The organism is Promicromonospora sp. NPDC090134 (assembly GCF_044746965.1).
Classification (GTDB): domain Bacteria; phylum Actinomycetota; class Actinomycetes; order Actinomycetales; family Cellulomonadaceae; genus Promicromonospora.
The window spans coordinates 147,203-162,794 of the sequence record NZ_JBIVCZ010000011.1; the positions used below are offsets into that span (position 1 = coordinate 147,203).

The 15,592-nt window shown below is 72.8% G+C and carries 9 protein-coding genes; 5 read left to right on the forward strand and 4 right to left on the reverse strand.

Annotation, left to right across the window (positions count from 1 at the left end):
- Positions 1–257: 257 nt before the first annotated feature.
- From ACIPN7_RS25285 to ACIPN7_RS25300, 4 genes are all read left to right on the forward strand, one after another.
- On the forward strand, positions 258–1,715 hold the full coding sequence (locus tag ACIPN7_RS25285) for a hypothetical protein (RefSeq protein WP_400549065.1): 1,458 nt from the start codon (positions 258–260) through the stop codon (positions 1,713–1,715).
- Complete coding sequence (locus tag ACIPN7_RS25290; RefSeq protein WP_400549068.1) at positions 1,712–2,719, forward strand: hypothetical protein; 1,008 nt, start codon at positions 1,712–1,714, stop codon at positions 2,717–2,719. Before ACIPN7_RS25285 ends, ACIPN7_RS25290 begins: the two co-directional genes overlap by 4 nt.
- Before the next feature lie 43 nt (positions 2,720–2,762).
- Positions 2,763–3,782, forward strand: coding sequence for a hypothetical protein (locus ACIPN7_RS25295; RefSeq protein WP_400549071.1), 1,020 nt, complete (start codon positions 2,763–2,765; stop codon positions 3,780–3,782).
- A 63-nt stretch (positions 3,783–3,845) separates the two neighbouring features.
- Positions 3,846–4,811: a co-chaperone YbbN gene (locus ACIPN7_RS25300; RefSeq protein ID WP_400549074.1), complete on the forward strand. Its 966-nt coding sequence runs from the start codon at positions 3,846–3,848 to the stop codon at positions 4,809–4,811.
- Positions 4,812–4,937: 126 nt separating this feature from the next.
- On the opposite strand, the gene glgB is transcribed toward ACIPN7_RS25300, so the two are convergent.
- The 4 genes from glgB to ACIPN7_RS25320 form a co-directional block, all read right to left on the reverse strand.
- A complete protein-coding gene (gene glgB, locus ACIPN7_RS25305; protein ID WP_400549077.1) occupies positions 4,938–7,268 on the reverse strand; it encodes a 1,4-alpha-glucan branching protein GlgB in 2,331 nt (776 codons plus the stop codon).
- A gap of 65 nt (positions 7,269–7,333) precedes the next feature.
- Positions 7,334–8,833 carry an aminoglycoside phosphotransferase gene (locus tag ACIPN7_RS25310; protein WP_400549079.1) on the reverse strand — a complete coding sequence of 500 codons (1,500 nt, stop codon included), beginning with the start codon at positions 8,831–8,833 and terminating at the stop codon, positions 7,334–7,336.
- Positions 8,830–10,725: a maltose alpha-D-glucosyltransferase gene (gene treS, locus ACIPN7_RS25315; RefSeq protein WP_400549082.1), complete on the reverse strand. Its 1,896-nt coding sequence runs from the start codon at positions 10,723–10,725 to the stop codon at positions 8,830–8,832. Before treS ends, ACIPN7_RS25310 begins: the two co-directional genes overlap by 4 nt.
- Entirely contained in the window at positions 10,722–12,827 is a 2,106-nt protein-coding gene (locus tag ACIPN7_RS25320; RefSeq protein WP_400549084.1) for an alpha-1,4-glucan--maltose-1-phosphate maltosyltransferase, read from the reverse strand. The genes treS and ACIPN7_RS25320 overlap by 4 nt, the downstream gene beginning before the upstream one ends.
- Positions 12,828–12,960: 133 nt before the next feature.
- Between ACIPN7_RS25320 and glgP the strand changes: the two genes are divergently transcribed.
- The gene (gene glgP / locus ACIPN7_RS25325) at positions 12,961–15,546 is read left to right on the forward strand and encodes an alpha-glucan family phosphorylase (RefSeq protein ID WP_400549087.1); all 2,586 of its coding nucleotides are present in this window, start codon (positions 12,961–12,963) and stop codon (positions 15,544–15,546) included.
- Positions 15,547–15,592: the final 46 nt, after the last annotated feature.

Sequence of the window (15,592 nt, forward strand, 5' to 3'; positions counted from 1 at the left end):
CCCAGGATACGTGCCTTGTGCGGATGTGGATACTCCGCAGTGGGATGCAATCTACGCAATGCGTGGAATACTGCCCGCTGGCCCGGGACCCCTCTCCCACCGTGGCGGTTCAGGCACACCTCGGTGAAGGAAGAGTGAGAGTCCCGGCCGAACCTCACAAGCACACCCGTCATTGGACAGTGCTCTGTGTTCGGTCCCTATGCTGGAACATCCACCTGATCGACGGGCTCGCGCCCTCACTTCGAAGGGAATCGGTGGTGCAACGCTTTTTGGCGATCCTCCTGATCCTGGCCGGCCTTGGCGGGATCGGTTTCGGGATCGCGACGGCAACCGTCCTGCGCGATTCCGACACCGTCGTCGCGACCGCGACCCCCAGCGGTGACGGAACCATGGTCGTGACGGAGCCCGGAGTTCTCGGCCTCGTCGACGACCAGGTGACCGTGCGGGCCACTGTCCCCGAGGGGCAGAAGGTCACGCTCGCGCTCGGGTCCGACGTCGACGTGCTCGGCTGGGTCGGCAGCGACCCCTACGACTCGGTGACCGGCCTGTCCTCGTGGGAGACGCTCAGCGTCGCGCCCGGCGCTCCCGCCACCACGGACGACGAGGAGGCGGAGGAGGCCCCGGCTGAGAAGCCGACCACCGGTCCGGACCCCGCCGGGTCCGACATGTGGATCTCCGAGGTCAGCGGCGAGACCACCGTCCAGATGCGCTGGACCGAGCAGCCCGGCCGCGTCGTGCTGCTGGCCGCGGGTGTCGGCAAGGGCGCCGAGGCGCCCACGCTCGAGCTCACCTGGCCGCGCCCCGTCAACACGCCGTACCTGTGGCCCGGCGTGCTGGGCGGTGGTTTCGTCCTGATCCTCGGCGTCTTCATGCTCCTCGGCTCCCGTCGCAAGAAGCGCAACGGCAAGGGCGGGTCGACGTCCGCGGTCCGCACGCGCCAGTCGTCCTCGGAGCTGCCGCGTCGTGACGCGGTCTTCGGGGTGGACGGTGCCGAGCCGGACCAGCACCCGGAGGAGACCCGCGGCGGATTCCCGCCCGCACCGGGCGGAGCGCCCGGCGACGCGCCCGACGGCGGCACGGCGGTCTTCCCGCCGGCGGCCCCGGAGCGTCCGGGCCGTGAGCGCCCCGAGCAGGGCCCGCCGCGCCCGGGCACGCCGCGACCGGGTGGACCCCGGCCGGGCCGGCCCGAGCCGGGCACGCCCGAGCCCCACGAGGACCGCACCCAGGCCTGGGGGGCGCCCGCCCCCTTCGGCGGCGCGGCCCCGATCGTCCCGGCACCCGAGCCCGAACCGGCTCCCGCGCCGGTCGCCGCCCCCGCGGGCTCCATCCGCGGCATGCGGCGCAGCCGGCGCAGCCAGGGTCCTGGCGCACCTGCCGCGGCACCCGCACCGGCCGCCCCCGCGCAGTCCGCGCAGTCCGCGCCCGCGCAGTTCGGCGGCGCCGTCCCCGAGCACACGCAGCCCGCTCCCGCGCGGCCCGAGGCACCGGCTCCGGCCGAGGCCGGTCCCGCGGCGTCGGGCAGGCCGCTGACGCGGCGCGAGATGCGCATGCGTGAGCAGGCCCAGCGCCGGGCGGCGACCGGCGCCATGCCGGCCGTCCCGGCCGCCGAGCCGCAGCCCGAGCCCGAACCCGAGCAGGAGAACCCGAGCAGCCGTGCCGCTGCGTGGCGCCAGACCTGGGGCGTCACGGGGAACGACGACGGAGGTAATCGATGAGACGCACCACGACCCGCTCCATGGCCGTGGTGGCGACCTTGCTCGCCACGGGTCTGCTGGCCGGCTGTGCCGAGGAGCTCCCCGTCCCCAAGCCGGAGGCGCCCGTCGCGGCTGCCGTGGTCTCGCAGTCGCAGGAGCGCAAGATCCTGGACAAGGTCTCCGGCGTGGTCGAGGGCGTGACCAAGTCCAGCGACGCCGACTCGCTCGCCGCGCGCCTGTCCGGGCCGGCCCTTGCGATCCGCGAGACCCAGCTCAAGGTCGCCGCCGCCCGCAAAGACAAGGAACCGCTGACGGACCTGGCGATGGAGATGCAGCAGGTGATCCTGCCCTCCGACCAGGCGTGGCCGCGCACCAGCTTTGCCATCACGGTCCAGCCCAAGGACCTCACCACCCCTGTGCTCATGGCCTTCAACCAGTCCAGCGCGCGGGAGCAGTACAAGATGTGGGGCTGGGTCCGCCTGCTGCCCGGCGTCACGATGCCGCAGTTCGCGGAGGCCGACCTCGGCAGCGCCGCGGTCCCGGCGAACGACGAGAGCCTGAAGATGACGCCCCAGTCCGCCGTGGAGCAGTACGCGTCCGTGCTCACGGTGGACAAGGACTCGAAGTACGCCGGCAACTTCGCCGACGACGACCTGCGCCAGTTCTTCCGGGACTACGGCAAGCTGCAGGTCGACGCGATCAACAAGGAGGACTGCAAGGGAGCCTTCGAGGTCGCGTACGAGCCCACCAAGGACCCGGTCAAGTCGGTCCGGACGGCGGACGGCGGCGCCCTCGTGATGGCGGCGATGATCAGCAAGGAGACCATCACCGCCAAGGAGGAGGGCTGCGAGATCGGCCCGCCGACCAAGACGACCCAGGCCCTGTGGGGCGATGCCGACGTGACCAACGTGGTCGAGGTCAACTACAAGGACATGGTGGCGATGTACGTGCCGCCCAAGGACTCCGAGGACCAGGTCAGCCTGGTCGGGTACGAGCACGTGCCGTGGTCGGTCTCGAACGGCTGATCTTTCGCTGACCTGCGCGTCAGCCGTGGCTAGGGTGGCTTCCGTGAATTCACGGAGGCCACCCTTTCCACGTCCCGGGCTCGTGCCGCCCGCGGCGCTCGCGATCACGTCGCTCCTGCTCGCGGGGTGCACCGCCGAGCTTCCCGTCCCGGTCGCCGACGCCCCGGTCGTCGCCGCGGTGGTCACCGAGACCCAGGAGCGCAGGATCCTGGACCAGGTGACGGGGGTCGTGGACGGCGCGAAGGGGGCCGACGGCGCGGAGGCGCTGGCGGAGCGGCTGACCGGTCCCGCGCTCGAGCTGCGGCGGGCCGAGCTGCGGATCGCCGCGGCCCGGGACGGCGAGGGCCTGAGCGGCATGTCGATGGAGATGAGGCAGCTCATCCTGCCGTCCGAGCAGGGCTGGCCGCGCAACAGCTTCGTCATCACGGAACAGCCCGCCGAGGGCACGCCGATGCTCGGGGCGTTCGAGCAGCCCGCGCCCCGCGACCAGTACAAGATGTGGGGCTTCGTCTACCTGGTACCCGGCGTGACGATGCCGCAGTTCGCGGACGCCGAGCTGGGCAGCCCGGCCGTACCGGCCGACGACACGAGCCTCAAGGTCACGCCGCAGGAGGCCGTCACGCAGTACGTGTCGGTGCTGAACGTCGACGAGGAGTCGAAGTACGCCGGGAACTTCGGCGACGACAGGCTGCGGCAGACCCTGCGCGATGCCGGCGAGAGCCAGCTCGCGGCGATCAAGAAGGAGGGCAAGGACGCCAAGGGCACCTTCGAGGTCGCGTACGAGCCGACGAAGGACGCGGTCAAGGCGGTCCGGACGGCCGACGGCGGCGCGGTGGTGCTGGCGGCACTGCTCAGCCAGGAGACCCTGAAGGCGGACAAGGGGTGGCAGCTCTGGCCGGTCACGCCGTCGGTCAAGGCGCTGTGGGGTGGCGCCGCGGGCACCGAGGTGATGAAGGTCCACTACCGTGACATGGTCGCGCTGTACGTACCGCCCGCCGAATCGGCGGAGCAGATGAGTCTGCTGGGCTTCCACCGGGTGCCCTACGCGGTGTCGAACAAGTGAGCCGGTGATCGCCGAGAGCGGAGTCGACGGGTATCGATCGCGTGGTTCATTAGGATTGCCCCCATGAGCAGTACCACCCCTCAGCCCGGCCCCGCCCGGAGCGCGCAGCCCGAGTTCGCGGTGCGCGGCGCCGTCGACCTGTCCGCCCTCAACCGTCCCCAGGCACCGCCGCCCGGAGAACCCGGTGGCGCACCCGAAGCCGGCGGTTTCGTCGTGGACGTCAGCGAGGCGAACTTCGAGCAGCTGGTCCGCGACTCTGCCACGTACCCGGTGGTGATCCTGCTGTGGATCCCGACGGACCAGGCGAACGCCGAGCTCGGTGCCACGATGGGCCGCCTCGCCCAGGAGTACGGCGGCCGGTTCCTGCTGGGCCGCGTCGACGCGCAGGCCTCGCCGCAGGTCGCCGCCGCGTTCCAGGTGCAGGGCGTGCCGACCGTCGTCGCGGTGCTGCAGGGTCAGCCGCTTCCCCTGTTCCAGGGCGCGGCCGACGAGCAGCAGATCCGCGGCGTGCTCGACCAGGTGCTGGCCGCCGCCGAGCAGAACGGCGTCACGGGCCGGGCCCCGGGCGGCGCCCCCGCGACCGACGAGCCGGCGCCCGAGGAGGTGGAGCCGCCGCTGCCGCCGCTGCACCAGGAGGCGTACGACGCGATCGAGCGCGACGACCTGGAGGGTGCCGCCGCCGCCTACGCGAAGGCGCTGCGCCAGGACCCGAAGGACTCGGACGCCACGGCCGGCCTCGCGCAGGTGCACCTCATGCAGCGCACCCACGACTCCGACCTCGCGGCCGTACGACAGGCCGCCGCGGCCGCACCGTCCGACGTCGACGCCGCGCTCGCCGTCGCGGACATGGACATGCTGGGCGGCAAGGTGGACGACGCGTTCGCGCGCCTGCTCGACCTGCTGCCCGAGGCGGACGCCGACGGCAAGGAGAAGATCCGGGTGCGGCTGCTGGAGCTCTTCGAGGTGGCCGGCACCGCGGACCCGCGGGTGAGCAAGGCCCGCAAGCGCCTGGCGATCAGCCTGTACTGACCGGACGCACCGCCCGGCGAGCCCGTTCCGAGCCGGAGCTCGCCCCGCTGATTGTTTTCGAGGCCCGCCTTTCTTCGCTTTGAGTCCCCTCAAAGCGAAGAAAGCCGGGCCTCGAAGGCGATGGGGCTACTCGGGGATCAGGATCAGGGCGCCCAGCGGGGGGATCCGCATCGGCGCCGACCAGGCGCGGCCGTGGTGGGGGACCGGCTCGGCCTGGACGCTGCCCATGTTGCCCACGCCGGAGCCGCCGTAGACCGTGGCGTCCGTGTTGAGCACCTCGCGCCACACCGGCCCGGCCGCAGGCACCGGTTCGGCCAGCGTCGCGGCGTCGGCCGGCGCGACGCGCATCGACGTCTCCGCCGGCTCGGCAGGCGGCAGGGTCTCGACGGCGTCGGCGGCCGAGGCTTCGGGAGCACCCCCGCCCGCCCACGGCACCTCCGGCAGCGGCAGGCGGTACCCCTCGTGCGGTACTCCCGCGAAGTTCACGACCACGACCACCGGGTCCCCGGAGCGCGACCGGCGCACGTAGGCGAGCACGTTGTGGTCGGCGTCGTCGGACTCGAGCCACTCGAAGCCCGCCGGGTCGAAGTCGAGCTCCCACAGCGCGGGCGTCGCGCGGTAGAGGGCGTTCAGGTCCCGGACGAGGTGCTGCACGCCGGAGTGCCCGGAGTCGCCGAGCAGGTCCCAGCGCAGGCCCTCGGACTCGGCCCACTCCGTGTCCTGCGCGAACTCGCACCCCATGAACAGCAGCTGCTTGCCGGGATGGGTCCACTGGTAGGCCAGGAACGAGCGGACGCCGGCGAGCTGCTGCCACCGGTCGCCAGGCATCTTGCGCAGCAGCGACCCCTTGCCGTGCACCACCTCGTCGTGGCTGATCGGCAGCACGAACTGCTCCGTGAACGCGTACACCAGCGAGAACGTCAGCTCGCCGTGGTGGTAGCGCCGGTTGTACGGGTCCTCCGCGAGGTAGCGCAGGGTGTCGTTCATCCAGCCCATGTTCCACTTCAGGCCGAAGCCCAGCCCGCCGCTCGACGTCGGGCCCGTGACCTGGGGGAACGCCGTGGACTCCTCGGCGATCATCATCACGCCGGGCGTACGCCGGTACGCGGTCGCGTTCGCCTCCTGGAGGAACGCGATGGCCTCCAGGTTCTCCCGCCCGCCGTGCACGTTGGGCGTCCACTCGCCCTCCTTGCGCGAGTAGTCGAGGTAGAGCATCGAGGCGACGGCGTCCACCCGCAGCGCGTCGACGTGGAACTCCTCGAACCAGTACGTGGCGTTGGCGACCAGGAAGTTGCGCACCTCGCGGCGGCCGAAGTCGAAGATCAGGGTGCCCCAGTCCTGCTGCTCGCCGCGTCGTGGGTCGGGGTGCTCGTACAGGGGCGTCCCGTCGAACCGGGCCAGGGCGAACTCGTCGCGCGGGAAGTGCGCGGGCACCCAGTCCAGGACGATGCCGACGCCGGCCTGGTGCAGCCGGTCCACCAGGTACCGGAAGTCGTCGGGCGAGCCGAACCGCGACGTGGGCGCGTAGTAGCTGGTGACCTGGTAGCCCCACGAACCGCCGTACGGGTGCTCCGCGACGGGCAGGAGCTCCACGTGCGTGAAGCCCTGCTCCACGACGTAGTCGGTGAGCTGCTCCGCGAGCTCGCGGTAGCCGAGGCCGGGCCGCCACGAGCCCAGGTGCACCTCGTACACGCTCAGCGGCGCGGAGTGCGGGTCGGCCGACGACCGGGCGGCGAGCCACGCGTCGTCGTGCCACTCGTGCACCGAGGTGGTGACCACGCTGGCGGTGGCGGGCGGCTGCTCCGTCGCCTTGGCGAGGGGGTCGGCCTTGGCGCGCCAGACGCCGTCGGCCCCCAGGATCTCGAACTTGTACCGCAGGCCCGGGCCGACGTCCGGGACGAACAGCTCCCAGACGCCCGTGGCGCCGAGCGACCGCATGGGGTGCGTGCCGCCCCAGCCGTTGTGGTCGCCCACGAGCCGCACGCCGCGCGCGTTCGGCGCCCACACCGCGAAGGCGACGCCGGCGATGTCGCCGGCCGCGCTCGGGTACCGGTGGACGTTTGCGCCGAGCACCTGCCAGAGCTGCTCGTGCCGGCCCTCGCCGATCAGGTGCAGGTCCACCTCGCCGAGGGTGGGCAGGAACCGGTACGGGTCGTCGGAGGCCCAGGTGTCCGTGCCGGACCGGGTGCGGATCCGGTAGTCGGGGGCGTGCCGGGAGCCGTCCTCCTCCTCGGCGGCCGGGACGACGGCGGCCCACACGCCCGCACCCTGGTGCGTGGCGGACACCTCGGCGCTCGCCGTGACGACGACCACCTCGTCGGCGAGCGGGCGCAGGGCGCGCACCACGGTCCAGGGCCCGTCCAGCAGGTGCGGGCCGAGCACGGTGTGCGGGTCGTGGTGGGTTCCGGACGCGACGGCGGTCAGGGCCTCGAGGTCGACGTCGGGCAGGTCAGCCATGGGTTCACCTTTCCACGTCGGGCGCGTGACGTGCGACACGTACCCGGCGCGTACCGATCCCCAGGTCACGAGCCGAGCACGCGGTCCACGGCGGCGAGCGGGATGTGGGTCCACGCGGGGCGGTGCCGGAACTCGTAGACCACCTCGTACAGGGCCTTGTCCACGGTCAGGGAACGCAGCAGGAGCTCGGCGGTGCCGACGTCGAGCGGGCTGCCCGTCGACGTCGCGCCCGCCGTCGCGGGCACGGTGCCCTGGTGCGCCTCGCCGCTGGCCTGCCGGTACCCCTCGAGGAAGCTCACCTGCGCGTGCGACACCCAGTGCGGGTCCGTGGCCTGCCCGACGGCGGCGGCGTAGTCCAGCGACCGGAGCAGCCCGGCGACGTCGCGCAGCGGCAGGTCGGGCGCCGTGCGCTCGGACACGGGACGCTGTGGCTCGCCCTCGAAGTCGAGGACCTTCCAGCCGTCCGGCGACCAGAGCGCCTGCCCGAGGTGGAGGTCGCCGTGGATCGGCTGCAGCGGCACGACGTCGCCGCGCTCGACGACCGCCGACAGCCGCGCGCTCAGCGTGTCGTACAGGGCGGTGACGCCCGCGCGGTGCGGGGCCAGGACGGGGACGTCGGCGAAGGCCTCGGCGGCCCGGCGGCGCAGCACGCCCATGAACCCGGCCGGTTCGAGCGCCGGCCCGGGGCCCAGGGCCTCACGCAGGGCGGCGTGCAGGCGCGCGACGACGGCGCCCAGCTCGGCAGCCTGCTCCCCGAAGTCCTCGTCCCGGGCCGCGTACGCGCAGGCCAGCTCGAACCCGTCGGTCGCCTCGTGCACGAGCTCGGACAGCACCGCGAGGTGCGCCACGGGTCCGGCGGCGCCGCTGTACGCGCCGCCGTGCACGCCGCCGTCCGAGCCGGCGGAACCGGAGCCGGCGCCGGGGGCGGGCAGCTCCACCGCACCAAGGAACCGGGGCACGCCGTCCCAGCCGGCCCGCGTCAGGGCCTCCGGGATCACGACGTCGGGGTGCGGTCCCAGGGCGACCGTCCGCAGGATCTTGAGCATCCCGCCGCGCCCGGTCGCGTGCGGCAGGGCGGGGAGCACCACCGACGTGTTCGACTGCTCCCCGGAGATGCGCCGTGCGTCGCGGAGCTCGGCGCAGTCCTCCGGCTCGCACGCGGCGGGCAGGGCGGCGGTGAAGTAGGCGTGCCAGGCCGCGGGGTGGACCCCGCCGTCGTGCACGGTCGCGGTGCCCGACGCCGTGGTGACGGTGCCGATGAGGCCGGCCGCCTCGGTGTCGGCGGTGTCGGCTTCCGGCTCCGCCGTGGGGGTCAGGACCAGCGGGACCTGGATCACCAGCGACTCGTCGCCCGCCGCCAGGCCCGGGCCGACCAGTCGCAGGAGCGCGACCACGACGTCGGCCACGCCGCCGAACGTGATCGTGAGCCACGGCTCGTGGGTCACGCCCTCGGCGGGCACCGGGTACCAGCGCTGCGCGGGCAGCCACGTGTCCAGGAGCCGCAGCACCTCGGGCGGGAGGTGCGCGGCTCCGGGGGAGACGTGGACGGGGCGCGCCGGGCTCACCCCTCTCGCGCCTGCCCGACGGGTTCGCTCGTTCCCGTGGAGTCGTTCGGCCCGGCCGGCGCGGGCGGGGCCAGCACCAGCCAGTAGAAGTCGCGTGCGCCCCACGTCATCGTCAGGATGCCGTCGTCGCCGACGCCCGGGAACGCGGCGCCGCCGAACACGTCGGTCAACGTCCAGCCGGCGTACCCCGGCAGCTTGATCGTGGACGAGCGCGCCGTGGCCGAGAGGTTCGCGGCGATCAGCAGTGTCTCCTCGGCCGATGACCGGGTGAACGCGATGACCGACTCGTCGTTGCAGTCGAGCGCCGTGAAGTCGCCGGTCCCGAACGTCGGGTGCAGGCGCCGGAACGCCAGCATGTTGTGCATCCAGTGCAGCAGCGACGTCGGCTGCGCGAGCTGCGCCTCCACGTTGGTGTGCTGGTAGTGGTGCACCAGCGACTGCACGAGCGGCAGGTACAGCTTGCCCGGGTCGGCCGTGGAGAAGCCCGCGTTGCGGTCCGGCGTCCACTGCATCGGGGTGCGCACCGCGTCGCGGTCGGGCAGCCAGATGTTGTCGCCCATGCCGATCTCGTCGCCGTAGTAGAGGCACGGCGTGCCGGGCATCGACAGCAGCAGCGCGTTGGCCAGCTCGATCTCCTTGCGGGCGTTGTCCAGCAGCGGCGCGAGCCGCCGCCGGATGCCCACGTTCGCGCGCATCCGTGGGTCGGGGGCGTACCAGCCGTACATGCTGGCGCGCTCCTCGGTGGACACCATCTCCAGGGTGAGCTCGTCGTGGTTGCGCAGGAACGTGCTCCACTGGCCGCGCGCCGGGATGGCAGGCGTGTCCGCGAGGATCTCCAGGAGCTGGCGGGCCCGCTGGTCGCGGATCGCGTAGAAGATGCGCGGCATCACCGGGAAGTGGAAGCACATGTGGCACTCGGGGTCGTCGTCCGTGCCGAAGTACTCGACGACGTCCGCCGGCCACTGGTTCGCCTCGGCCAGCATGATGCGGCCCGGGAACTCGGTGTCGAGCATGCGGCGCACCTTGCGCAGGAAGCCGTGCGTCTCGGGCAGGTTCTCGCAGTTGGTGCCCTCGGCCTCGAACAGGTACGGCACGGCGTCGAGCCGGAACCCGTCCACGCCGAGCTGGAGCCAGAACCGGGCGACGTCGAGCATGGCCTCCACGACGCGCGGGTTCTCGAAGTTGAGGTCGGGCTGGTGGCTGAAGAACCGGTGCCAGAAGTACTGCCGCCGCACCGGGTCGAAGGTCCAGTTCGACGTCTCGGTGTCCACGAAGATGATGCGCGCGTCCTGGTACTGCGTGGCGTCGTCGCTCCACACGTAGAAGTCGCCGTACGGGCCGTTCGGGTCGGCGCGCGAGGCCTGGAACCACGGGTGGGCGTCGCTGGTGTGGTTCATGACCAGGTCGATCACCACGCGGATGCCGCGCTCGTGCGCGGCGGCGACCAGGTCGCTGAAGTCCGAGATCGTGCCGAACTGCGGCGAGACGGCGGTGAAGTCGGCCACGTCGTACCCGCCGTCGCGCAGCGGGGACGGGAAGAACGGCGGCAGCCACAAGCAGTCGACGCCGAGCCACTCCAGGTAGTCGAGCCGCTCCACGAGGCCGCGCAGGTCGCCCGACCCGCCGTCGCCCGAGTCGGAGAACGACCGGATCATGACCTCGTAGAAGACGGCCTTCTTGTACCACTCGGGATCGTCGACGAGGCCCTTGCGGCGGGCGTCCAAGCGCGGCTGCCGCCGTGGCGGCAGGGCCTGGACGGGCACCGGGACCGACGGCGGGTTGGGCACGGACACGGACGGGCGGGCCGAGGCCGGCTGCGCCGGCGGCGTCGGCTGTGCGGGGTATCCCTCCGGCGGCCCGACGGCGGGGCCACCCGGCCCGAAAGTCGTCATGCCGGCCCCACCTGGAGGACGTGGGCCACCCGGACCTGCGGGTCGAGCCGCACCCAGGGATGAGCTCCCCAGCCGTAGGTCTCGTCGGCCAGCAGGTCGTGTGCCACGTAGAACGGGGCGTTGTCGTCGCCGTCGGGGGCGGTGAGGCCGAGGGCGGAGAGATCCAGGTGCACTACAGACTCCTGCACGTTCCGGGGGTCCAGGTTCAGCACGACCACGATCACGTCGTCGTGCCGTGGGGCACGCCGATCGTTACCCCCTGCTCTCATGGTGCGGCCCGGTGGCGTCGCTGTCGCGCGCGACGCGTGATCGGCGCCGATCCGGCGCGAGTACGCGACCACCTGGTCGTTCGTCGTGGGGTGCACGGTCAGGTTGCGCAGCTGCTGCAGGGCCGGGTGCGCGCGGCGGATCGCGTTCAGCTCGCCCAGCAGCAGGGCGATCCCGTAGTCGTCCGCCCGCGCCCAGTCGCGCGGCCGGTACTCGTACTTCTCGTTGTCGATCTGCTCCTCGACGCCGGGGCGGGGCACGTTCTCCACCAGCTCGTAGCCGGAGTAGATGCCCCACGTGGGCGAGCCCGTGGCGGCCAGCACCGCGCGCACCGCGAACGCCGAGACGCCGCCCTCGATGAGGTAGGGCGGGAGGATGTCGTGCGTGGTGGGCCAGAACGACGGGCGCAGCACCGAGCCCTGCGGCCCGCTCACCTCCGCGAGGTACTCCTCGACCTCCTCCTTGGTGTTGCGCCAGGTGAAGTAGGTGTACGACTGGTGGAAGCCGATCCGGGCCAGCGTCTGCATCATCGCGGGCTTGGTGAACGCCTCGGACAGGAAGATGACCTCGGGGTTGCTCGCGTGGACCTCCGCCAGCAGCCACTCCCAGAAGTCGAGCGGCTTGGTGTGCGGGTTGTCCACGCGGAACAGGGTGACGCCCCGGTCGATCCACGTGCGGATCACGCCGAGCACCGCCGCGTACAGGCCGTCGGGGTCGGTGTCGAAGCTGAGCGGGTAGATGTCCTGGTACTTCTTGGGCGGGTTCTCCGCGTAGGCGATCGAACCGTCCGCGCGCACCACGAACCACTCGGGGTGCTCCGTGACCCAGGGGTGGTCCGGCGAGCACTGCAGTGCGATGTCGAGCGCGACCTCCAGGCCCTCCGCCCGCGCGGCGGCGACGAAGTCCCGGAAGTCCGCCTCCGTGCCCAGGTCCGGATGGATCGCGTCGTGCCCGCCGTCCGCCGACCCGATGGCGTACGGGCTGCCCGGGTCGCCGGGCGCGGCCTCCAGGGTGTTGTTGCGGCCCTTGCGGAACGTGGTGCCGATGGGGGAGACCGGCGTCAGGTAGACCACGTCGAAGCCCATCGCCGCGATACCCGGCAGGCGCTTCGCCGCCGTCGCGAACGTGCCCGAGACCCACGTGCCGTCCTTCTTCCGGTACGCGCCCTCGGACCGCGGGAACATCTCGTACCAGGACCCCGCCAGCGCGAGCTTCCGCGAGACCCAGAGCGGGTACGTGTCCGACGCCGAGACCAGCTCGCGCAGCGGCGCGCGGCGCAGGGCCTCGACCACCTCGGGCGACGTCGCCGCCGCGAACCGCGCCGGGGCCGGCCGGCGGGCGTCGGCCAGCGCCCTGGCAGCCGCCGTCAGCACCCGCGCGTCGCGTGCCGTCCGCCCGGCCGCGACCAGCGGGTCGCCCGGCACCCGGCGGCAGATCTTCTCGAAGAGGAGCACCCCCTCGGCGAGCATGAGCTCCGTGTCGATGTCCGCGGCGATCTTGATCCCGGCGTCGTGCGTCCACGTGGCGTACGGGTCCGACCACGCCTCGACGCGGAAGGACCAGTCGCCCTCGGCGTCGGGCTGCAGCTCGCCGCGGAAGCGGTCCAGCCCGGGCGCGACGTCGGTCATGGGCGCCCACGAGTGGTCCGTCCCGTCCGGGGCGACGAGCACGGCCGTCGCGGCCACGGCGTCGTGCCCCTCGCGGAAGACCGTGGCCTCGACGGGGACGACCTCCCCGACCACCGCCTTCGCAGGCCAGCGGCCGCCCTCGACGACGGGAGCGACCTCGAGGACGGGGATGCGGCCGATCCGGCCGGGACTCGTGTGCGGGCTCACCGGACCACGCTATCGACCCTCGTGGGGGACTCGCCTGTGGGGCGCGCCGAGGTCTCGTGAACGTCGTCGGACGGGCCGGTGAAGCCCCGGGCAACAGGTGTGCTCGCCTCCACATGTGCGTAGTGTTCTGCCGGTGAGAGCGATCCGCAGATTCACCGTCCGCACGGTCCTCCCCGAGCAGCTCGCGGCGCTCGACGAGCTGGCCCAGAACCTTCGCTGGTCCTGGCACGCGCCGACGCGCGAGCTGTTCGCGAGCATCGACCCCGACCTCTGGTCCGACGTCAGAGGCGACCCCGTCGCCCTGCTCGCGGCGCTCGGCTCCGACCGCCTCGCGGCGCTCGCGGCCGACGAGGGGTTCACGGGCCGGGTGCGGGCGGCGTCCGACGACCTGCACCGCTACCTGCGGGACCCGCAGTGGTACCAGGGCCAGACCACGACGTCGGGCGGCGAGCTGCCGCAGGCGATCGCCTACTTCTCGCCGGAGTTCGGCATCACCTCGGTGCTGCCGCAGTACTCGGGCGGCCTCGGCATCCTGGCGGGAGACCACCTCAAGAGCGCGTCCGACATGGGTGTGCCCATCGTGGGCGTGGGCCTGCTGTACGGCGCCGGCTACTTCCGGCAGTCCCTGACGCGGGACGCCTGGCAGGTGGAGACCTACCCACTGCTCGACCCGGACGGCCTGCCGCTGGCGGTCCTGCGCGAGGAGGACGGCACGCCCGCCGTCATCTCGCTCGCCCTGCCCGGCGGGCGCTCCCTGCACGCGCACGTGTGGGTCGCCGCCGTCGGCCGCGTCCCGCTGCTGCTGCTCGACTCGAACGTGCCGGAGAACGACGACGCGGCCCGCAAGGTGACCGACCGCCTGTACGGCGGCGGGGGAGAGCACCGCCTGCAGCAGGAGCTGCTGCTCGGCGTGGGCGGCGTGCGCGCGCTGCGCGCCTGGTCGCGCCTCACCGGCGCGCCGGAGCCCGAGGTCTACCACACCAACGAGGGCCACGCGGGCTTCCTCGGCGTGGAGCGGATCCGCGAGCTCGTCGGGTCCGGCCTCAGCGTCGGCGAGGCCCACGAGGCAGTCCGCGCGGCCACGGTCTTCACCACGCACACGCCGGTCCCGGCGGGGATCGACCGGTTCCCCAAGGAGCTGGTCAGCGCCTACTTCGGCGGCGACAACACGATGGCCGGAGTGCCGGTCGAGACCGTGCTCGCGCTCGGCGCCGAGGACTACGACGGCGGCGACCCCACCGTGTTCAACATGGCGGTGATGGGCCTGCGGCTCGGCGGCCGGGCGAACGGCGTCTCGCTGCTGCACGGTCAGGTCTCCCGCGAGATGTTCGAGGGCCTGTGGCCCGGGTTCGACTCGCGCGAGGTGCCGATCACGTCGGTCACCAACGGCGTGCACTCGCCCACCTGGGTGGCGCCGCGGCTGGCCGCCGTGGAGGCGGAGCGCATGGGCCTGGACGAGATCACGGCGCCCGAGGCGTCGGCCGGCTGGCTGGACCCGAGCAAGGTGTCGGACGCCGAGCTGTGGGCCCTGCGCGGCGAGATGCGCGGCGAGCTGGTGGCCGAGGCCCAGCGCCGGGTACGCAAGTCCTGGCGCGAGCGCGGGGCGTCCCCGGCGGAGCTCGGCTGGGTGGACGACGTGCTGTCGCCCGACGTGCTCACCATCGGCTTCGCACGGCGCGTGCCCACCTACAAGCGGCTCACCCTCATGCTGCGCGACCAGGAGCGGCTCAAGGCGCTCCTGCTGCACCCCGAGCGGCCCGTGCAGCTCATCGTGGCCGGCAAGTCGCACCCCGCGGACGACTCCGGAAAGCGGCTCATCCAGCAGCTCGTCCGGTTCGCCGACGACCCCGAGGTGCGGCACCGCATCGTGTTCCTGCCGAACTACGACATCGGCATGGCGCAGTCGCTGTACCCGGGCTGCGACGTCTGGCTGAACAACCCGCTGCGGCCCCTGGAGGCGTCCGGCACCTCCGGGATGAAGAGCGCGCTCAACGGCGGCCTGAACCTGTCCATCGAGGACGGCTGGTGGGCCGAGTGGTACGACGGCGAGAACGGATGGGGCATCCCCACGGCCGACGGCGTCGAGGATGCCGACCGCCGCGACGACCTGGAGGCCGCCGCGCTCTACGACCTGGTGGAGTCCCAGGTGGCGCCCGCCTTCTACGGCCGGTCCGCCGACGGCGTGCCGAGCCGCTGGCTGGAGCTGGTGCGGCACACGCTGGCCACGCTCGGCCCCAAGGTGCAGGCCACGCGGATGGTCTCCGAGTACGTGCACGGGCTGTACGCGCCCGCGGCGCAGGCCGGGCGGGTGCTCGCCGCCGACGGGTTCGCCGCGGCGAAGGACCTCGCGGGCTGGAAGGCCCACGTGCGCGGCTCGTGGCCGCAGGTGCGGGTGGACCACGTCGAGTCGGCGGGCATCGGCGAGGCGGTGCAGGTCGGGGACCGGCTGACGGTGCGCGCCTACGTCTCGCTCGGGCCGCTGTCGCCGGACGACGTGGACGTGCAGGTGGTGCACGGTCGGGTCACCGAGGCCGACGTCATCGACGAGTTCACCGCCGAGTCGCTCGCGCTGGTGGAGTCCTACGAGACAGGGCGGCACGCGTTCGGCGGCGAGGTGGGCCTGGACACCTCCGGGCCGTTCGGCTACACCGTCCGGATCGTGCCGCGCCACCAGCACCTGGCGAGCGTGGCGGAGCTGGGCCTGGTCGCCAACGCCTGAGAACCGGACACCCTTGTCCGAATCACCCGGACCGGTATTGGATGGG